The sequence below is a fragment of the Bacillus sp. G1(2015b) genome, from assembly GCF_001482475.1.
Lineage (GTDB): Bacteria > Bacillota > Bacilli > Bacillales > Bacillaceae > Bacillus > Bacillus safensis.
On the sequence record NZ_LKIC01000027.1, the window covers coordinates 67,482 to 87,599 of the forward strand.

The window sequence follows — 20,118 nt, forward strand, 5'->3', positions numbered from 1 at the left end:
AAATGAAATGGCGATTAACAGGCAGGTATATGGTCTCTGTCATTATCGTGACCATTATCACGGTCTTTATCAACTTATTCGGATTTATGATTTGGCTCGTACTTCAGGCAAACAGCCAGCATAACGAGGAAAATACGCCCGAAACCTTCACAAGATCATTTGAACAATACGTCTCTTTTTCTGATCAAGGAATTTCCGTAAACAAAGAAGGGCAGAAAGCCTTAAAACAACAGAAAGCATGGATTCAAATATTAGATGAAAATGGCCAAGACGTGTATCATGCGCAGGCACCTAAAGGATTAAAGAACAAATATACACCGATAGAAATCGTGAACTTACATAAATATAAAGATAAGCAATTATTATCGACCATTTATGCTGGCGGAAAAAAAGTAAAGGGCAAAGAATACAGCTACTTTATCGGATTTAAAGACCCTTCCATCGGAAAGTACCTATTCTCGTTTGACACGAAGGACTTAGTAACAAGATTCAATATCGGGACGATGATTTTATTATCAATTGATGCCATCATAGCGTTACTCATTGGTTACTTATTCAGCCGGCAGCTCACAAAACCGCTCGCCCGTGCCATTCATAGCATCCAGCGGCTGGCAAACGGCGATTACACGACAAATCTGCCTGCTAAAGGAATTTATAAAGATGTCTTCTATAATGTCAATCACTTATCAGAGCAGCTCGCTTCAAGCAAAAAAGAAAAAGACAAACTAGAGCAAATGCGGGAAGAATGGATCAGCCATATTTCTCATGATATTAAAACGCCGCTAGCTTCTATTCAAGGCTATGCAGAAATCATGAAAGACCAAAAGTATCCTCTTTCAAACCAGGACATTAGACATTACGCGGGCATCATTGAGAATAAATCATTGTATATCAAAGATGTCATGGAGGATCTGAATTTAACAACAAGGCTGAAAAATAACGGCGTCATGCTAAATAAAGAGCTGGTCAACATTGTGTCACTGTTGCGGGAAACGTTAATTGATATTTTAAACGATTCAAGATATGCCGATCAGACGATTGAGCTTCAAACGAATGAAGACAAGCTCATGCTGAATATTGATAAAATCCTCATTCGAAGAGCGGTCACCAATCTGATTTTAAATGCCCTCGTTCACAATGATCCTGATGTGACGATTATTGTACAGCTTGAACAAAAAGAAAGAACCCATATTACGATTCAAGACAACGGCAGAGGAATAGAAGAGACAGAGCTGGAAAAAGTGTTTGACCGCTATTACAGAGGGACAAATACAGGAGTTTCGCATGCAGGCTCTGGTCTTGGGATGGCTATTGCAAAGGATATTATCGTCAAGCACGGCGGGGATATCACGATCCGTAGCAGTGTAGGAAAAGGAACAACAATTGACATCCAACTACCAGCATGAAAACATACAAAAAAAACGGTTCTGATCAACAACAGAACCGTTTTTTCATCTATTATTTATTCTGAAAACACTTTGATGCCTTTCACAATGTTCCAAATGAAGAAGTAGATAGCAACAAGGAATGTTACTGCATATGTCGCAATTAAGAAAGGCCCCGCATGGCTGATATCTTTCATACCAAGTAAACCTGAACCAAGGATGCCAATACCAAAAATCAAATAAGGAATAATATGCGTCCATAATGATTTTTTCGCATGATATTTCACGTCGTCCTGACCTAAGAAATAGACGATAATTGGGAACAAAAATGGTGCAAAAAAGATACTAAAGTAACATAATGAAGACAAGATTTTATTTTCTCTCAAAACGTTTCACCTCTATGATTTATTCACTACAAACCCATTGTACTACCTGAACCTTAACCTGTATTAATCCGAACCTTACAGCAACCTTAAACTTATTTACCTTTTAAAATAATTTATAAACGACATACTATAATATAGGTATTTAAATCTATCTTACCGAAAAAAATAGTTGACTTTGGTTTATCCTGTGTTTACAATAAAGTCGTAACCGATGCAGGAGTGTTACTGATATCATCAGGCACCACCAAGTCAGGTAAACATGTTGTACATTTGTACGTTGTTTGCTGAGATTTTGGTGTTTTTTTATGCTTTTTTTAGCAGTTTTAGGTAAGGTGGGATGAAGATGTTCACCGTCGTTAAAGTTTTAAACAATAATATCGTATTAGCTCTAACAGACACGCAAAATGAAGTAGTTGTTTTTGGTACAGGAATAGGCTTTAAGAAGAAAAAAGGTGATACTCTTGATGAGAGCGCTGTCAGTAAGACATTTTATTCTGATCAGACGTCTCCATTAGAATCTCAACTTGCCGCTATCCCAACTGATATCCTTTTATTAACTGAAAAAATCATTCATATGGGCGAAGAGATGTTGAATAAAAAATTAGGTTCCAGCATGCTGTTTTCGCTATCTGATCATCTTACCTTTTCAATTCAAAGGCATCAAGAAAAAATGGAATATGAAAACCCTATCGTATGGGAAATTCCACATCTATATTTTCAAGAATATCAAATTGGGAAAAAAGCACTTAAAATTATTCAAAAAATGATGGGAATTTCCTTTGAAGATACAGAAGCTTCACTCATTGCCCTTCATTTTGTAAACGCTCAAATAGATGGTCAGTCTATGGGAGATACGATCAAAATGACCCATCTCACGAAGGAAATCGTTAAGATTATTCAAAACATTTTCGAGATGGTATTAGATAAATCATCGATAGATTATTCGAGGTTTATCACTCATTTGAGATATTTTATTGTCAGACAAGAAACAAATCAACCGCCTCAGCAGATGGATGATTCATTAAAAGAATTAATTCAGGATCGTTATATGAAGAGCTATGCATGCGGTTTGATTATTAAAGAAATGTTAAAGCGTGAATTTAATTGGAATGTCACAGAAGACGAACTTGTTTTTCTAGTCATTCATATTGAAAGAATCACAAAGAAACATCAACAGAATACATGATTTCTTTTAGGCGTGTTATGAAAAAGCATTAACCTAAACAAATCTCCATTTAGAAGAATGGTCTTTCTAATGGTGGATTTTGTTTAGGTTTTTTTTGTGAAAATGAAGGGGTGAAGACATGAAAAACAAAGAATTGGCGCAAGAAATTATCAAATTAATCGGCGGAACAGGCAATATATCTCAAAGCTGGCATTGTATTACGAGGCTGAGATTTAATATCAACGATGAAAAACAGGTAAAAGTAGATGAACTGAAAACAGTAGATGGAGTGCTCGGAGCGCAATTCCAAAGCGGACAATTCCAAGTCATTATTGGAGCAAAAGTTGCAGAAGTCTATGAGGAAATCGACCAATTGATTGGTGACAGCAGCAATGATTCTTCTACTGCTAAAAATACGTCAAAGATGAATCCAATCGAAGTCGTATTCGATGTCATTAGCGGAATTTTCACACCGATTTTGCCGGCGATTGTTGGTAGTGGATTGATTAAAGGGATCATGGCTTTGTTCGTTAGTTTAGGCTGGCTGACAGAAAAAAGTTCTACCTATGCTGTACTACAAATCTTTTCAAATGCTGTCTTTTACTTTTTACCTTTCCTCATTGCTTATTCTGCAGCGAAGAAATTTAAAACACGAGAATCTCTCGCGATGGCACTCGCTGGGATTTTATTGTATCCCACGATGGTGGAAGGGGCAGCAAAAGGAGCAGACCCACTTAGTTTTTTAGGATTGAGTATTCCATTAAATAATTATACTTCTTCCGTTTTACCGATTATTTTAGGAGTACTGCTACTTAGCTTTATCGATAAGTGGATAACGAAAGTCATTCCAAAATCTTTAAGCATCGTATTTACACCGGTACTGAGCTTAATGATCACAGCGCCTCTTACACTAGCTTTCATAGCGCCTATTGGAAACGTTTTCGGTCAGTATTTAGAGATCTTTTTCACTTCTTTATTCCATTTTGCTGGACCGATTGCAGGTTTATTAATGGGAGGCCTCATGCCTTTAATTGTGCTAACTGGGATGCATTATGCATTCTTCCCTAGCACGTTTGCCAGCTTTGAAAAAGTTGGATACGATGTCATGCTGCTTCCGATGAACTTTATTGCCAATATGGCACAAGCAGGCGCCGTTTTAGGAGTCATCATTCGCACAAAACGAGTAGAAACAAGGTCTTTGGCATTATCAACATTGCTTCCGAGTTTCTTTGGTATCACAGAACCAGCCATTTATGGAGTCACACTGAGATTGAAAAAGCCTTTCTATGCTTCATTAATTGGCGGGGCAGTTGGCGGATGTTTTTATGGTTTATTTTCAGTCAAAACGACAGCATTTTCAATTCCAGGTATTACATCTCTGCCAACTTACATTATGAAAGGCACAAACAATTTCCAGCTCGCTTTAATTGGAATAGCGCTGAGCTTTTTGGTCTCACTGCTTGTCACTATGTTCCTTGGTTTTAAAGAACCTGCCAGAAAAGAAGAAGGTCAGCCGCTAAAACAAGGAAAGTCATCTAAAGATTCAGAGCATGCAGTCAATCAACAAGCTGCCAGACAAGTAAATCCTTATGAAGTACAAGCACCTATAACTGGTCAGGTCGTTCCTTTATCTGAAGTCAATGATGCCGTCTTCTCAAGCGAAATGATGGGCAAGGGAGTAGCGATTATGCCTGATAAGGGGGTGGTACAAGCACCGTTTTCCGGAAAAGTAGTGACCGTTACACCTACTAAACATGCAATAGGTTTGGTTTCAGATGATGGGATTGAATTATTAATACATGTAGGGATTGATACCGTCAGCCTAAATGGTCAATTCTTTGAGGTATTGGTGGAAGAAGGAGATGAAATCAACATTGGGGATCATTTATTATCATTTGATATAGAAGGAATTCAATCAAAAGAATTAAATGTCGTGACACCTATTATCGTCACTAATTCCTCGAAGTACCTGGATGTCATCCATACAGGTGACTCTTATGTCAACGCAGGAGAAAATAAACTCTTAATGCTCATTCATTAATCATAAATAGAAGGGATGATTGAAATGAAAGAATTAAAAAAAGGTTTTTCAGATAATTTCCTATGGGGTGGCGCAACAGCTGCCAATCAAATAGAGGGCGCATATTTAGAAGGCGGGAAAGGGCTGTCAACTTCAGACTACGCGGCATATAAAGATCCCTATGCACAAGGAAAAGTGAACAACTTTACATTCGATGTTAGTTCAGCTGAACTAAACAAATACAAGGAAAATCCTGATGCATTTGATTTCCCAAAAAGACGCGGAATTGATTTTTATCATCGTTATGAAGAAGATATCGCACTGTTTGCAGAAATGGGATTTAAAGTCTTTCGTTTGTCCATCTCATGGGCAAGAATCTTTCCAACAGGTTTAGAGGATAAGCCGAATGAAGAAGGATTGGCTTTTTACGATAAAGTATTTGATGAATGTGCGAAATATGGAATTGAACCGCTAGTAACGATGTCTCATTATGAAATGCCGATTACCTTAACAGAGAAATATAATGGATGGATGAGTAGAGAGCTTGTCCCATTGTTCGAAAAATACGCACGGGCGATTTTAGAAAGATATAAAAACAAAGTGAAATATTGGATTACATTTAATGAAATGAATATGAACCTCAATAGTCTTTATACAGGTGCTGGCATTTTAGAGGATTTAGTAGACCATAAATTACAGGCTGCTTACCAAGCATCTCACCATCAATTTGTGGCAAGTGCATTAACAGTGAAGGCAGCGAAGGAAATCATTCCAGATGTCCAAATTGGCTGTATGATTAACCAAATCGAAGCCTATGCAAAAACAACAAAACCAGAGGATCAGCTGCAGGCAGTCAAATCGAATCAATTGAATATGTTCTATCCTGATGTTCAAGCTAGAGGCGAATATCCAACATACATGGTGAAATATTTTGCTGATAATCAAATCAAGCTGGATATTGAAGAGCAGGATGAACAAATTTTGAAAGAGGGCACTGTTGACTTTGTTGCAATCAGCTACTATATGTCACACGTAGCAGAAGCGCGTGAAGATGCCGCTGAGCTAGCGGGTACGTTTGACAGCCCGATTAAAAATGAACACTTGGAATTATCACAATGGGATTGGCCGATCGATCCAATGGGTCTGCGCATTTCATTAATTAAACTGTATGACAGATACCAAAAGCCTTTATTTGTTTGTGAAAATGGACTTGGCGCAAGAGATACATTGACACAAGATGGAAAAATCCACGATGATTATCGAATTGATTATTTGAAAAAACATATTGAACAGATGAAAGAAGCAGTAAAAGAAGGTGTTGACTTAATGGGATACACACCTTGGGGCTGTATTGACTTAATCAGCTGCGGAACATCTCAAATGACTAAACGCTATGGTTTGATCTATGTGGATCAAGACGACCTAGGAAATGGGACACTGAATCGTTACCGTAAAGATTCATTTTTCTGGTACAAAAATGTAATTGCATCAAATGGAGAAGACCTATAAAAGCAGATTGAATGATGAAAAACACCATCTCAGGGCGCCTTAACCGGCTGCATGCGATGGTGTTTTATTTTTCACGAAAACATCTCTTGACCTTGAAGTATAGTTCAACCTTTATAATGTAATTATAGTAAGACAAAATCACAAAAAAGGAGTAACAATGGAGTTGATGACTAGAGGTGAACTTGCCAAACAAACTGGAATAAGCCCTGCCGCAATTCGTTACTATGAAGAACACAACATTTTACCTGTCCCGAGACGCCGTTCGAACGGTTATAGACTATACACAGAAGATTACATTGTGAAAATTCAATTGATCAAAGATGCCAAATCATTAGGTTATTCACTAAAGGAAATAAAAGAAATATTGGAAATGCTGAGTCAAGACATAGAACTAGATACTTTAAAAAGAATTGTAAAACATAAACATGAAGAAATTGAAAAGAAAATCAAAAGCCTGCGCCTCATTCAAGACCTTTTATCTAACTTATTAAAGACTCCTGAGAAAGAAGTACAAGTGTATCTCAAATCATTTCGTGTGATGAATGAGGATGACGAATAAACATATCTGCTTAAAGGAGAGAAAATACAATGAGTGTCGAAATTTTTAACGGAGAACGTTCTGAAGAAAGTATTCAATTTGAAACATTATTCACGTCCCAAAGTAATAAAGAGAGTTTTGCTAGTGTCGAAAAAACCAAAAACTTTCTATCTCAAATAGAAAATATGAAGCCTTATGCAATCGGAGACGATGTAAAATTAGTGAGTGAAATAAAGGAGCAAATTTTCGAAGGAATGCAGGTTTTCACATTGAATGACCAAATGTCGAAAAAGCAAAAGGTGATTCTCTATATACATGGTGGCGCTTGGGTAAACCAGCCTCTTAATTTCCATTGGTGGTACATGGATAAAATGGCTCAATCCCTTAATGCCAAAGTGGTCGCTCCTATATATCCTAAATTACCTCATTATAGCTACCAAGATACTTATCCAAAAATCTTAAATCTATATAAAGAAATACTAAAAACGGTTGAGAGTACCGATCAATTAACAATTATGGGAGATTCAGCGGGCGGAAATATCTCACTTGGCTTGGCGCATCTCTTAAAGATGGAAAGTCTGCCGCAGCCGAAGGATATTATTTTATTATCTGCATGTGTTGATATGAGTTTAAGCAATCCTCTTATATCTGAATATGCCGATAAAGATCCCATTCTAGCGCCAGAAGGAATAGATGTCATTACAAAAATGTGGGCAGCAGATAAAAAGATAACTGACCCATTAATCAGTCCAATTCACGGGGACTTCCATGGTCTTGGGAAGATCACTCATTTTATTGGAACACATGATATTTTATATCCAGATGCACTAAAGCTTGATGAAAAGCTAACAGAACAAGGAATTGACATGAAAACCTTTGTTTATCCAGAAATGCTGCATGTGTTTGTCGTCATGCCAATCCCTGAGGCACAAGATGCTCAGGAAAAAATCATTCAGGTGATAAATAGTTAGGTCTTTTTCACACATCAAAATGCTCTGACTTAAATATTCGAAAAAATAGGCTGCTTACTGAAAGCAGTCTTTTTCCATTCAACATGAAATACATTTAGATTGTCAATTCACCTCAGATTAAAAATTCCTTAAATTCCAATTTTTGTTTACAACGCACGAATTTCCTATTAATATGATACATATTCGGTTCTTCACCGGTTCATAAAGGAGAGTGACATGATGAGTGTTTTCTTTCTTCATCCTATGGCGCTGATCTTATTTACATTGCCTTTGTTATCTTTGATTTGGGGGATTGTTGGCTACTGCATCTTTAAGCGAGTTTATATCGTTCTTATCATCACATTTGCCATCTCCACTATTTTCATATTTGCCTATACTGGGTTTGACATGTCAAATATGTATTGGGTCGTGTTGATGACCTTTTTATGCATGTGTACCTCTGTCATCACAAAAATCATTCGCTATATGTATGCCCGCTATAAAAGAGCATAACGAAAAAGCTGATATTCACAAAAATCAGCTTTTTCCATATAGAAATAGATGGCGAACTAGTCAAAGTGAAAATTGGGGAACTGATGCCACTCAAATATACTAGAAGTTGATGTACGACCTAGACTTAGCAGGAAGAGGGACGCATCAAGCGTTCTCTTTGTTACATTCCAGATAACTGAAAAATCGCTCCACAAAATCAGCCCCATGTATTTTCTCCATATGCGCTGTGTTAAAAATATATTGTTCCATCTGCTCAAGCTTGCGCAGGCTGCGTACCAGTACTTTCCGATCCTCGTCAGAAAGGTGAGGGTCATGATTTATCTTCAGCAATGCCTGTTTGACACGCGCGGAGACCTTTTCAACATATAGATGGTTTTTGGAAGCTGGCGGAATACATTGCGACAGGTCACAGCCTGTAAAGCGAACACCGTCAAGAATGCAGTTTTCAAAGTTGGCGATCAGCTTTTGTTTACCATTTCCCTCAAACGTTATATCCACTAGCTTACCTGTAAAAGTGCAATGAACAATATTCGCTGCTTGTAAAATGCGGTCATTAAACCTACATTGATAAAATGTACAGTTGATAAACACAGCATTCTCCAATGTCATTCCTCTCATATCACAGGAGGAAAATTCGCAATTCGTAAAAACAGCCTCGCCTTTAGCAATCCCAACAGAGCGCAAATCGGAACGAATAAAAGTACAATGCTCAATCGTACTACCTGCAAAAAATCTCGCATTCGTCAGATCACACGTATTAAATACAAGATGACGCAGCTGACAGCTCCAAAATATAGGTGAATGAACATTCGAGTTGCTAATCGTCGATCCGCTTATCGTTTCGTGTTCATACCTGACAATATCAGAAAATATTTCATTGTCTACTGACATACCAGACTCAAGCCTTCTCATTGTGATCACCTATCATTTCTTCAGAATCTTTTACCAGGATGAATACCTTCCAAAAGTTCATTTCTGTTTCACTCAACGGCTGGCATTGACAAGTTATTATATCATAAAGCTCGAAACATAAAGAGAGCGGTCATCGTTTTGAAATCGCTTATCTTGCAATGTGTCTTTCACACTCACTTTAAATCATAAGGGGGACAAAAGAATGAAAAGACAAAAGCCTTGAGAATTAGGCTTTTTTTGTTTCTCCATGGTATATATCCGTGACGATTTTTAAAAAAGCCTTCAAAGCACGTGTTTTATATCGACCTTTCTTCACGACAATGCCAATTTTCCAGGGAATATATTGACTACTAATTGGTTTTACACAAATGTCCTCTTTATACATGTCCGTTAAAGGACTTGGAATGATCGCAACTCCTAATTCATCACGAACTAATGTCAAAAGCAAATCCCATTGTGTTGTGCTGTAAGCGACATCGGGAACAAAATGTTCCTTACGGCAGCTTTCTAAAATCACTTGACTTAACGCAAATGAAGAATCAAACAATATCCATTTATCCTCTTTAAGCTGTTCGAGCGAGAGCTGTTGTTCATCTTTTAAAGCGTGATTTTTTGGTAAACAAGCCACAAACGGCGCTTCAAAAATGAGTTGTTCTTCTAATTCATGACTTTGGGCAGGTATGACAATAAAGGCCGCATCTACTTCGCCTTTCTCAACGAGTTTTTCTACATGTAAGCCGCCCTCCTCAATCATTTCGAGCGTCACATCTGGATGCTTTTGAGTAAAAGCTTTTGCCACTTTCGAAAAGAAAAAGGTACCAATTATTTGCGGCAGACCGATCTTTAAATGGCCGCGAATATGCGTGTCGGTATCACCCAGCTCCATTTGCAATTCATTCATTTGCTGCAGTACCGCGATCGCTTTTTCATATACAAGCTCTCCTTCATCCGTTAACTTGAAAATTCGATTTGACCGATCGAAAAGGATGACACCCAGTTTTTTCTCTAATTTTTGAATGGTTTTAGAGAGGGAAGGCTGGGCGATAAAAAGCTTTTCACTTGCTCTTGAAAAACTTCCACAATCCGCAATCGTTTTAAATATTTCAAAGTCCCGTATGTTCATTTTACCCTCCATTATTCCAATAAGGCATACTCATTATGATGATGATATATTGTACATGATAAACGTTTATTTTTACACTTTGATTAAGGAGGGGTTAAGATGTCTACATGTAAAGTTGCTGTTGTTCAAGCTGCTTCTGTCATTATGGATAAAGAAGCAAGTACTGAAAAAGCCATTTCGTTAACACTTGAGGCCGGAGAAAAAGGAGCCAATATTGTTGTATTTCCTGAAGCTTTTATACCAGCTTATCCAAGAGGACTAGCTTTTGGCGCCACAGTAGGAAGCCGTTCTCCAGAAGGAAGAAAGGACTGGCTTCGTTACTTAGAAAATTCAGTTCCAGTTCCAAGTAGAACGACTGACAGATTAGGAGAAGCAGCCCGCAAAGCTGGTGTCTACCTCGTCATCGGTGTCATTGAAAGAGATGACGAATCAAGTCGCGGGACTTTATATTGTTCCGTATTGTTTTTCGGACCAGATGGAACCTTACTTGGAAAGCACCGTAAACTAAAGCCGACAGGTTCCGAGCGACTCATATGGGGAGAGGGGGATGGCAGCACACTGCCGGTTTTCGATACACCGTACGGTAAAATAGGCGCTTTAATTTGCTGGGAAAACTATATGCCATTAGCTAGAGCAGCGATGTATGCAAAAGGCGTCCAAATCTATATAGCCCCTACGGCAGATTCCAGGGAACTATGGCAATCTACGATTCGCCATATTGCCGCAGAAGGCCGATGCTTCGTTCTATCTTGTAATCAATATGTGAATAAAGAGATGTATCCTAAAGATTTAGCCTGCTATGATGAATTAGCATCTTCTCCTGATGAGATGTGCCGAGGGGGGAGTGCAATAGTCGGTCCTTTAGGCGAATATATAAAAGAACCTGTCTATGGTCAGGAAGAGATACTGCTGGCAGATCTTGATTTGCGTGATATTTCTTCTAGTCAATTCGACTTCGATGTAGTCGGGCATTATTCAAGACCTGATATCTTCCAACTCGTCGTGAATGAAGAAAAAAAAGAAAATGTGAAGTGGATGAATCGATGAAATCACACGAAAAAAGAGCAGCCATCAGCCGCTCTTTTTTTCGTGTGTCAACCTTGATGAGTTTTTAATGGACCTTTTGTGATATGAGTAAGATGAGCATTCATGTTAAAGATTTTAGCGTTGATGTCTGTTATTCCAAAGCTAGTGATTCTTTTAGAATGCATCTCAAGATAGTTTTCAGCTGCTTCTTTTGTTTCGAATAAGTAGATTCCGCCAGCCTCATTCTTCTCCGGATTCTCCGTCCATATTTTCCATATGAATCCGTCTTCCTCATTTATACTTTTCGCTAAATCAGCAAACTCTTTTGCCATTTCATCACCGAAAGGGCCTTTCATCTTAAAATCAACCTGTAATAAATGTGCCATCGTCATTCTCCTTATGTTGAAGTTGTAAAATACAGTTCCCCCAGCACTTCTTTCATTTGATACTGCTGCTGCGGAAGTTCTTTCTTCATAAAAGACCGTACATCTGATTGGTCAACATCGTACATCACTTCAATTTCTTTAGAAAATAGAAGTTTTTCTTTTTCGAGCAGGGTAGAAACAGCTGGGCGTTTTTTCGGTTCAAGTTCTTCAGTGTTTAAAGCTTGCTTTAATCCTTCAACATAGACTTCAAATGAGCGGCCACCCGTGATTTTGACTCCTTTATTTTCTTCGTTGACGAAGATGATCGTTGGGAAACCTCGAGCACCAAGGTCTCGAACTAGAGTAAAATCTTGATTTAATAATTCCTGGCCGCTTGGCAGCTCCGCTTCATGTACAATCACTTCTCCGTTAAGTCCAAGATCGTTGACGATGTCAATTAACACCGTGATATCCGATATATTTTGATTGAATGCAAATAGCGCTTCTCTCGCACGGCGTAAAAAAGTATAGGCTAGTGCATCATCATGATGTTTTTGAATCACTTTGAACACGCGAGAGGGGGGGTAGGAAGATTGAACAGGATTGTCAATCATTAAAGACCCATCAATTGGCATGCGGGAATGTTCTCCAACCTCTCTCCAGTGACCAGCCACATCAGCAGGTTTGTAAATTCCGTTTGCAGGATCAATTGGACCGCCATGCCATTTCTCTAACAGTCCACCCAACACAGTCTGAAAATGAAAATAATGTCCATATTGCTCTTTAAATCGACGCAGCACAGGTTCAATTGCCCAGCAATGCGAACAAATTGGATCTGTTACATAATAGAGCGTTATTGTTTTTTTAGGTTGCTGAAAATCAATGACCTGAATATCCTCTTCTTCACCTACACCACATACACCTGTTTCTATATCACAAAACATCTCATTGTTTTTCAATTTCATTTTCCTCCTCAAATTTTGTAGGAACGCTATTGCCTATCAGTTTGTTTGAATCAAGCAATGATTTACTTTACAATTAAATCTTAAGACACAATGAGTGAGACCAACACCAATAATTTCTTCAATTTGTTGTTTATCCAACAGATTGATAGATGTGTTGAAAAAGGAGGAGGGATAAGATGCCACAGCCCAAGACAGACCCTCGGGTCCTAAGAACGCGTAAGTTAATCATGGAGTCATTTATTAAACTTTCATCGAAAAAGGAATTTAAGGATATTACGATCAAAGATGTCACGGCAGAAGCCATGATCAACCGCGCGACGTTTTATTATCATTTTGAGGATAAATACGATTTGCTGGATAAAACACTATCAGAAGTATTATCGATTAATTTAGAAAGTATAAATTTCAATCATCGTAAACTAGATGAAGATACGATTATCAATATTTTTAAAGCACTAACGAATTTCCAACAATCTCTGCATAACCGCTGCCAAGTAGAATATGAAACTGAACTTGCTCCTATTGTGAGGGAGCAGCTTGAAATTATTTTTTATCAATTGTTAATCAATCAATATACAAATGTCGAAAAGCAAATTCTGAAGGTCACAGCTGTTTTTTTAAGTTGGGGAATTCACGGAGCTTCTGTTGAGTGGAGAAAAAATAGTTCGCACTTATCCTCAGAGGAGTTTATCAAATCAGCAGTGCCATATATCTTGTCAGGGATTGATTTTAAACAAGCAGATGGATGATTTGACAATTTTCAAAGGCTCCACTAATATAAATGCTATAGCATATAAATTTCATAGAGGGTGTTTACATGGATTTACAAGATTTAATAGGCTATCTCGTTCATCGTACCGATCTTAAAATGACAAATTATTTTACGAACAGGTTAAAGCCTTATGGCGTCACGCCTGAACAATGGAGTATTATTAGCATCCTGAGTAGTGAAAAGGGGACTACTCAAAAAGAATTGGCAGAAGGAATTGATAAAAATCAAACCACTGTCGTCAGAATGATCCAGTCTATGGAACGAAAAGGGCTTGTCAAAAAGACCTATAATGAACAAGACCGGCGCTCACATCACCTGCTTTTAACGGAAAAAGGGGACGAGGTCAAAAAGGCCATTCTTCCTGTTGTCATGGATGCACATCAAACGGTGACAAAGCAATTAAACGATGAAGAGATTCAACAATTAAAATTACTTTTAAACAAATTATTTCATTCACACTATGAATCTTAAAATGTCTAATCTGTAACGAACTATTTATGTCCGATATATGCTATGACATATAAATTGTATCAGCTGAAATTTTGTCCATTTGGACTTGAGTGTTTCAGTCAAATAACTTAGAAAGATGTGATCACGATTTTCATACTTATTCTGCAAATGATATTGGCTGCTTTCTTTTTTGTAACAGGATCGAAAATTATATCAGGGAAAATGGCAGAAGAGTTCAAACGATTTGGTTTACCTGCTTTTTTTAATGTTTTAACCGGAGCCTTTGAGCTCATAGGCGCAGCTGGAATGCTAATTGGCATATGGATGCCAACAATCGCAATATTATCAGGCTTATTGTTAGGAGGCACGATGCTGGCAGCTGCACTTACTCTGATCGTATTGGCCAAAGATCCCTTTAAAAAAGCAATCCCGGCACTTGTGTTATTCGCTCTCAGTATTGGGATCAGCTTGTACCACATTCTTTAAGTTCATATCAAGGTAAGTCACAAAACCTAAACAAATCTCCACTATTCTAATGGTGGATGATGTTTAGGTTTTTTAGCGATTGAATTGTTTTCGAAGAACTAAGCATGAGACAGCAAATACTGCAAAAGCGCCCGCTGATCCAGCAGCAAACACGAGCTCAGCTTGTTCTAGTTTGGACTTGAATAACAAAGGGACAGAAAGAATGAGAGCGGCACCACTAAAGCTCAATCCTAATATCAACATTGCTAGTAATTTATTCATCGAAACACCTCTTACACTCATAATGAAAACAATCGAAAAGAATCATATTTGGAGTGTATCATATAGTGACGGGCGAGTGCTTTCTTTTCATTAAAGCACTCGTAAAATAAACTTTTTTAAACGAACACTGTTCTTAACGAACGGTGTTCGTTATAATATAAATGAGATGTGACTTTAAACGATTTTCATAAAGAAGAGGAGATGCATACGATGACGGCATTATCTAAGGATCAAAAGCAAATCGCTATCATTGGAGGAGGACCTGGGGGGTTAACGCTCGCCTTAATACTGCAAAATTACGGTATACAAACAACCATCTATGAACGAGAGGTGCATGACAAGAGTCTTGAAAGAGGGGGCTCACTGGATATTCACGAAGAAACAGGCCAAAAAGCTTTAAAAGAAGCGGGAATTTATGAGGAATTTCAAAGGAACGCCCGCTATGAAGGAGAAGATTTCCGATTACTTGATAAGTCAGGAAAAATTTATTTAGATGAAGAAACGGAACCAGATCAAAAAGGCACCCGCCCAGAAATTGACCGTGGTGTTTTGTGCGAACTGCTGTTAGATCAAATTGATGCTGAGAACATCAAATATGGTTATAAACTAGAAAGTTGCGTTTCACTAGAAAACGGCATGACGGAGCTTCATTTTGAAAACGGAGTTGTCGAGACAGTTGATCTTTTAATTGGAGCAGATGGTGCTTTTTCTCGTGTGCGTCCTCTGTTAACAGATATTGATATTGAATACGCCGGACTCACGATGCTGGAACTGAATATCCTCAACGTAGAGGTGAATCACCCTGATTTAGCTGCATTTAATAAACGCGGGAAGATGTTTGCTTTAGCAGACCATAAAGGACTGATTGGTCAGTTAAACGGGGATGGACGAATAAAAGTGTATGCAAGCCTTATGGTAGAACGTAACTGGATTGAGGCTTGTGGTATTCCTTTTCATCAAGCGAAAGAAGCAAAAGAACAATTATTAGAGTTATTTAGTGATTGGGACGATCAGCTGAAAAATTATATTCGTTATGCAGAAGATGCCATCATTCCAAGACGGATTTATACGCTTCCTGTCGGTTTTAAATGGAACCGCCATAAAGGAGTAACGCTTATCGGTGATGCAGCTCATGTCATGTCACCATTCGCAGGGGAGGGCGTAAACATGGCGATGTTTGATGCAATGGAACTCGCACTTGCGATTGTCCGAAATCCTCATCATATCGAAAAGGCTATAGAAGAATACGAAGACATGATGTACGAATATTCATCGGAGAAAGCTCATGAATCAGAAAAAAGTTTAAAACTGTGTTTTTCAAAAAATGCTGCGGTCAAGCTTGCAGATATGATGAATTCTTTTCAAGAAAACGGAGATTGATGCTCAATTTACTATTTGACTTTGACATGTTATAAAGAGAGTATGAACAATTCAAATCGTCGTATTATCAGTCGTCGGTCTCAGCCGGCTAAAGAGCCCTTAAGCCGTGAACTCATTGTGAAAACTGCCTTTGACCTTCTTAAGGAGCAAGGGTTAGAGGGCATGAGTATGCGTAAAGTGGCTAAAGCATTAGATACAGGACCTGCATCCTTGTATGTCTACGTGAACAATTTTCAAGAACTAAGTGCTTACGTATTGGATTATGGTCTCGGCCAAATGGTTTACCCAAATTCAGCGGGTGGCACATGGAAAGAACAGTTATTTGACATATTGCATACTTATTTCCTGCTGCTATACGAAAAGCCTGGTCTTGCTGAAATTTCTCTTTCCACCATCCCGCAAGGAACGAACTTTTTACAGTTGACCGAACATCTTCTCGCTGCACTGCATAAAGGCGGAATCAAATCTACATCCGCTGCATGGGGAGTAGACCTTTTACTGTTATACGTATCTTCCGTAGCATACGAAAAGGTCTCTTGGAAGAAACACGGCTCTTCGCAGATTTCAGATACAAAAAAAACATTTCATGATGCAGACAAAACGCGGTTTCCTTTCATCCATAGTCTGAAAGAAGAAATATTTGCAGGTGATACCGTATTAATGGAACGGTTCAGGTGGGGAATTGACGTCATTTTGTCTGGGATCCAGCAAAAAATCAATTAGAAAGGAGCAAAAAAAGCAGTCAATGGCTGCTTTTTTATATTTTCTCCACTTTTTCAAAACGTATAAAAAAATCTATATATTGTTTTTGCATATAAAAAATTATATAATCTAGTGGAATAAACAAATGAGGTGCTTAGGCATGGAACATATAAAGAATTTATTACAGAGCTATATTCCTTTAGCAAAATCTACTGCAAAAATGTTTGGACCAAATTGTGAAGTCGTGATTCATGATTTAACGAACCCTCAAGCATCAGTCATGTTTACAGTCAATCATCATGTGACGGGAAGAAAAATTGGTCAATCATTTGATCATTTGGTAAAGACTGTTTTACAATCAGAAGATTTTAAAGAAGATTATCTCGCTGGGTATACATTTAAAACCGAAGACAACCGTACCATTCGTTCTTCGACTTCATTAATTCGTGATTCCGAGCAAAAGGTGATTGGTGCATTCTGTATCAATTTTGATGTTGAAGCATTGAATCAAATGCAGCAATTTATGGATACTTTTCTTTCTACAAAAGTTGAAGTTCAAGAGAATGAAACAACAACAACAAATGATGATCTTGAAAATGTGGAAGAAATCGTAGATCAATTGATTCAACAGATCATTCAAAATAGTGTTCACCCAGTCATGAAACGCCATGAAAAAATTGAATTAATAAGGTTCATGGATGAAAAGGGTATTTTTTTAATGAAAGGATCTGTTGAGAAGGTCGCATCTATGTTAGGTATTTCTAAAGTCACCGTCTATAGCTATTTGGATGAGATCAAACATAAAGCGAATGAAGGAGAAAAGAAATGAAAAGCATCCTTGAGGTAGGGAATCTAAAAGCCAACGGACACTATGCATTCGCAACCATTCATCAAAACACGGTCTATGTTTCAGGACAATTTGCCATCAATCCTGAAACGAGAGAAAAAGAATTCGGCCCCATTGAAGAAGAGACATTACAAGCGCTTAAAAATGTCGAGATGATTGTAGAAGCGGCTGGAAGTAAAAAAGAAAAAATTTTGCGTATGACATTATACATTTCTGATATTGAACTATGGGACAAGGTAGATGCGGTTTACACTGAATTTTTCGGTGAACACCAACCAGCACGTACTGTTGTACCAACGAATGAATTACATTTCGGTTTCAAAATTGAAATTGATGCTATTTCTTATATTTAGAATATTTTTTTGCCTATGATATATAAAAAAGTATATTTCGTATAAAAAATTATTCGAAGGGGATGATGATCGATGAATCAATTGATTTGTAACGATTGTGGGAAAAAATATGAGATGACAACAACCCTATGGAAATGTGATTGTAACGGCGTATTAAACCTGGTGAAAGATACCCCTAAAATAGATATGGCGGCTTGGGATCACTATCCAAACTCATTATGGCGTTATGTTGAAACCATGCCCTTTTCAAAGGGTTCTAAGACTTGGGAATCTGTAACAATGGGTGAAGGTCAAACTCCTTTAATCCTTTTAGATCCGAATGAGCCAAATACTTATGTAAAAGTTGACTATATGATGCCTACACTCTCCTTTAAAGATCGAGGAGCTGCTGTTTTAATGACAAAGGCAAAGGAATTAGGGGTATCAAAAGTCATTGCGGATAGCAGCGGGAATGCAGGAACAGCGATTGCCGCTTATGCAGCTCGTTGCGAGATTGCATGTGACATCTATTTAAGCGATGAAACTTCACCTAAAAAGGTCGCTCAAATAAAAGCCCATGGAGCAACGATTAAAGAAATTCGTGGTACACGCGAGGACATTGCCGCTGCAGCCCAAAAAGCAGTAGACGACGAAAACGTTTTTTATGCAAGCCATGTGTATCATCCTTATTTTTTTGAGGGAACAAAAACATACGCATATGAAATCTATGAACAAATAAAAGGAGCTCCAGATGCTTTAATCATTCCGGTTGGAAACGGCACTCTCCTTCTAGGAGCGTATTATGGCTTTAAAGAGTTATTTGAAAATGGTTTGATTCATAAAATACCGAAAATCATTGCCATACAAGCGAAAAACTGTGCACCTCTTGTGAAAGCTTATCAAAACGAGGAGGAATCAGCATCGCCTGTTACGAATACAGGGACCTTAGCAGAAGGGATAGCCATTGCTGCCCCGGCGCGCTCCAAACAAATTCTACAAGCTGTACAAGATACTAATGGTACATTTATAGATATTGAAGAAGATGAAATATTGAATGCACGCTCTAAACTAAGTGAGAAAGGATTTTATGTAGAAGTGACATCTGCAGTCAATTTTGCCGGCTACTTGAAATATAAAAAGGAATCAAAAGAAACCATCGTCATACCTCTTTGCGGGGCAGGGATTAAGTCAAAATAAGCCGTAGAATACAACTTAAAAGCGGGGGTTTGGCGGGGACATACCCTTTAAAAACTACTAGGATGATATCATCCCATTGCTGGAACTATCCGATTCTGATAGTTACTTATCACCAGAGGTTTGTCAGACCGTTGCTGCGAGATTGCGTCAACTGATCCGCCATTGCCCAGATAATGACCTAGATAAAATGAACGCTCTCTATCTAGCAGAAGGTATGGAACTAGCGCATGAACAAAATGAGGTATTGGGACTTATATAGGAAGAGGATATGGCAGCTCATGGTTGGTAAAACCAACAGATTTCATCGAAAAATAGCTGTTTCATTATCATTCTAAGAGTATCTCAAGAGAGATGCTCTTTTTCTTGCCTGAATGCACAATCTCTTTTACCCAAAAGTACAATTTCACTCAACTACTAACTATTTTTTCATTTGTTCTTCTCCCCAATAGCAAATCGCATCTAATACAGGCATCAATGATAATCCCTTTTCCGATAAACTATATTCTACTTTTGGAGGCACTTGAGGATATTCTTTACGATTAATTAATTGATCCGCTTCAAGTTCTTTTAGTGTATTGGTTAATGTTTTAAAAGAGATAGTCCCGAGCATTCGTTTTAACTGATTATAGCGAATAGGACCATTGTTTGCATATAAAGCATACAGTACCGTCATCTTATATTTCCCACCAATTAAAGATAAAGTGTACCCAAATCCAGTTTCTTTTAGGTCAACATTAGCTGTAAAGGATTCTTTCGTCATTTCACACTCTCCTTTAGGTTAGTATCGCACTTTAATTACCGTACTTGTAGTACGTTATAGCATACAATAAAATG

Annotated in this window: 23 protein-coding genes; 16 read left to right on the top strand and 7 right to left on the bottom strand. The window is 38.0% G+C overall.

Translation table 11 applies throughout. The features are described from left to right. Positions 1–2 precede the first annotated feature (2 nt). A complete protein-coding gene (locus AMR95_RS14165) occupies positions 3–1,406 on the top strand; it encodes a sensor histidine kinase (protein ID WP_058838648.1) in 1,404 nt (467 codons plus the stop codon). 56 nt (positions 1,407–1,462) lie between these two features. Here the strand turns inward: AMR95_RS14165 and AMR95_RS14170 are convergent, their stop codons facing one another. Next, positions 1,463–1,771: a DUF4870 domain-containing protein gene (locus AMR95_RS14170; RefSeq protein WP_039179010.1), complete on the bottom strand. Its 309-nt coding sequence runs from the start codon at positions 1,769–1,771 to the stop codon at positions 1,463–1,465. Positions 1,772–2,114: 343 nt separating this feature from the next. Between AMR95_RS14170 and AMR95_RS14175 the strand changes: the two genes are divergently transcribed. From AMR95_RS14175 to AMR95_RS14200, 6 genes are all read left to right on the top strand, one after another. Then, on the top strand, positions 2,115–2,957 hold the full coding sequence (locus AMR95_RS14175; RefSeq protein ID WP_058838649.1) for a PRD domain-containing protein: 843 nt from the start codon (positions 2,115–2,117) through the stop codon (positions 2,955–2,957). A gap of 118 nt (positions 2,958–3,075) precedes the next feature. Then, positions 3,076–4,977 carry a beta-glucoside-specific PTS transporter subunit IIABC gene (locus tag AMR95_RS14180; protein ID WP_058838650.1) on the top strand — a complete coding sequence of 634 codons (1,902 nt, stop codon included), beginning with the start codon at positions 3,076–3,078 and terminating at the stop codon, positions 4,975–4,977. 24 nt (positions 4,978–5,001) lie between these two features. Beyond that, on the top strand, positions 5,002–6,465 hold the full coding sequence (locus tag AMR95_RS14185) for a glycoside hydrolase family 1 protein (protein ID WP_180272412.1): 1,464 nt from the start codon (positions 5,002–5,004) through the stop codon (positions 6,463–6,465). Between the two features lie 157 nt (positions 6,466–6,622). Beyond that, positions 6,623–7,024, top strand: a complete 402-nt coding sequence (locus tag AMR95_RS14190) for a MerR family transcriptional regulator (RefSeq protein ID WP_039178999.1) — start codon at positions 6,623–6,625, stop codon at positions 7,022–7,024. Between the two features lie 29 nt (positions 7,025–7,053). After that, positions 7,054–7,974: an alpha/beta hydrolase fold domain-containing protein gene (locus AMR95_RS14195; RefSeq protein ID WP_058838652.1), complete on the top strand. Its 921-nt coding sequence runs from the start codon at positions 7,054–7,056 to the stop codon at positions 7,972–7,974. 219 nt (positions 7,975–8,193) lie between these two features. Then, positions 8,194–8,466, top strand: coding sequence for a DUF2651 family protein (locus AMR95_RS14200; RefSeq protein ID WP_058838653.1), 273 nt, complete (start codon positions 8,194–8,196; stop codon positions 8,464–8,466). A gap of 144 nt (positions 8,467–8,610) precedes the next feature. On the opposite strand, the gene AMR95_RS14205 is transcribed toward AMR95_RS14200, so the two are convergent. Both AMR95_RS14205 and AMR95_RS14210 read right to left on the bottom strand, forming a co-directional pair. Continuing rightward, positions 8,611–9,378 carry a pentapeptide repeat-containing protein gene (locus tag AMR95_RS14205; protein ID WP_058838654.1) on the bottom strand — a complete coding sequence of 256 codons (768 nt, stop codon included), beginning with the start codon at positions 9,376–9,378 and terminating at the stop codon, positions 8,611–8,613. A 226-nt stretch (positions 9,379–9,604) separates the two neighbouring features. Then, the gene (locus AMR95_RS14210; protein ID WP_058838655.1) at positions 9,605–10,501 is read right to left on the bottom strand and encodes a LysR family transcriptional regulator; all 897 of its coding nucleotides are present in this window, start codon (positions 10,499–10,501) and stop codon (positions 9,605–9,607) included. A 99-nt stretch (positions 10,502–10,600) separates the two neighbouring features. On the opposite strand from AMR95_RS14210, the gene AMR95_RS14215 reads away from it, so the two are divergent. Then, positions 10,601–11,548 carry a carbon-nitrogen hydrolase family protein gene (locus tag AMR95_RS14215; protein WP_058838656.1) on the top strand — a complete coding sequence of 316 codons (948 nt, stop codon included), beginning with the start codon at positions 10,601–10,603 and terminating at the stop codon, positions 11,546–11,548. Positions 11,549–11,595: 47 nt separating this feature from the next. On the opposite strand, the gene AMR95_RS14220 is transcribed toward AMR95_RS14215, so the two are convergent. Continuing rightward, entirely contained in the window at positions 11,596–11,913 is a 318-nt protein-coding gene (locus tag AMR95_RS14220) for a monooxygenase (protein WP_058838657.1), read from the bottom strand. 11 nt (positions 11,914–11,924) lie between these two features. Beyond that, positions 11,925–12,851 carry a DsbA family protein gene (locus AMR95_RS14225; protein ID WP_058838658.1) on the bottom strand — a complete coding sequence of 309 codons (927 nt, stop codon included), beginning with the start codon at positions 12,849–12,851 and terminating at the stop codon, positions 11,925–11,927. A 182-nt stretch (positions 12,852–13,033) separates the two neighbouring features. Here AMR95_RS14225 and AMR95_RS14230 point away from each other — a divergent pair, with 182 nt between their 5' ends. From AMR95_RS14230 to AMR95_RS14240, 3 genes are all read left to right on the top strand, one after another. Then, positions 13,034–13,606: a TetR/AcrR family transcriptional regulator gene (locus tag AMR95_RS14230; protein ID WP_058838659.1), complete on the top strand. Its 573-nt coding sequence runs from the start codon at positions 13,034–13,036 to the stop codon at positions 13,604–13,606. A 68-nt stretch (positions 13,607–13,674) separates the two neighbouring features. Beyond that, a complete protein-coding gene (locus AMR95_RS14235; RefSeq protein WP_058838660.1) occupies positions 13,675–14,100 on the top strand; it encodes a MarR family winged helix-turn-helix transcriptional regulator in 426 nt (141 codons plus the stop codon). Positions 14,101–14,217: 117 nt separating this feature from the next. Further along, complete coding sequence (locus AMR95_RS14240) at positions 14,218–14,565, top strand: DoxX family protein (RefSeq protein WP_039178975.1); 348 nt, start codon at positions 14,218–14,220, stop codon at positions 14,563–14,565. Positions 14,566–14,637: 72 nt separating this feature from the next. On the opposite strand, the gene AMR95_RS14245 is transcribed toward AMR95_RS14240, so the two are convergent. After that, on the bottom strand, positions 14,638–14,826 hold the full coding sequence (locus AMR95_RS14245; protein WP_058838661.1) for a hypothetical protein: 189 nt from the start codon (positions 14,824–14,826) through the stop codon (positions 14,638–14,640). 210 nt (positions 14,827–15,036) lie between these two features. On the opposite strand from AMR95_RS14245, the gene AMR95_RS14250 reads away from it, so the two are divergent. The 5 genes from AMR95_RS14250 to AMR95_RS14270 all read left to right on the top strand — a co-directional run bounded on the left by AMR95_RS14250 (position 15,037) and on the right by AMR95_RS14270 (position 19,284). Further along, positions 15,037–16,206, top strand: coding sequence for an FAD-dependent oxidoreductase (locus AMR95_RS14250; RefSeq protein WP_039178969.1), 1,170 nt, complete (start codon positions 15,037–15,039; stop codon positions 16,204–16,206). Positions 16,207–16,248: 42 nt separating this feature from the next. Further along, positions 16,249–16,929: a TetR/AcrR family transcriptional regulator gene (locus tag AMR95_RS14255; protein ID WP_058838662.1), complete on the top strand. Its 681-nt coding sequence runs from the start codon at positions 16,249–16,251 to the stop codon at positions 16,927–16,929. Positions 16,930–17,068: 139 nt separating this feature from the next. Next, the gene (locus AMR95_RS14260; RefSeq protein WP_058838663.1) at positions 17,069–17,737 is read left to right on the top strand and encodes a helix-turn-helix transcriptional regulator; all 669 of its coding nucleotides are present in this window, start codon (positions 17,069–17,071) and stop codon (positions 17,735–17,737) included. Next, a complete protein-coding gene (locus AMR95_RS14265) occupies positions 17,734–18,108 on the top strand; it encodes a RidA family protein (protein ID WP_041085166.1) in 375 nt (124 codons plus the stop codon). Before AMR95_RS14260 ends, AMR95_RS14265 begins: the two co-directional genes overlap by 4 nt. A gap of 72 nt (positions 18,109–18,180) precedes the next feature. Next, positions 18,181–19,284, top strand: coding sequence for a threonine synthase (locus AMR95_RS14270; RefSeq protein WP_058838664.1), 1,104 nt, complete (start codon positions 18,181–18,183; stop codon positions 19,282–19,284). Positions 19,285–19,702: 418 nt separating this feature from the next. On the opposite strand, the gene AMR95_RS14280 is transcribed toward AMR95_RS14270, so the two are convergent. After that, on the bottom strand, positions 19,703–20,044 hold the full coding sequence (locus AMR95_RS14280; protein WP_039178956.1) for a winged helix-turn-helix transcriptional regulator: 342 nt from the start codon (positions 20,042–20,044) through the stop codon (positions 19,703–19,705). Positions 20,045–20,118 lie beyond the last annotated feature (74 nt).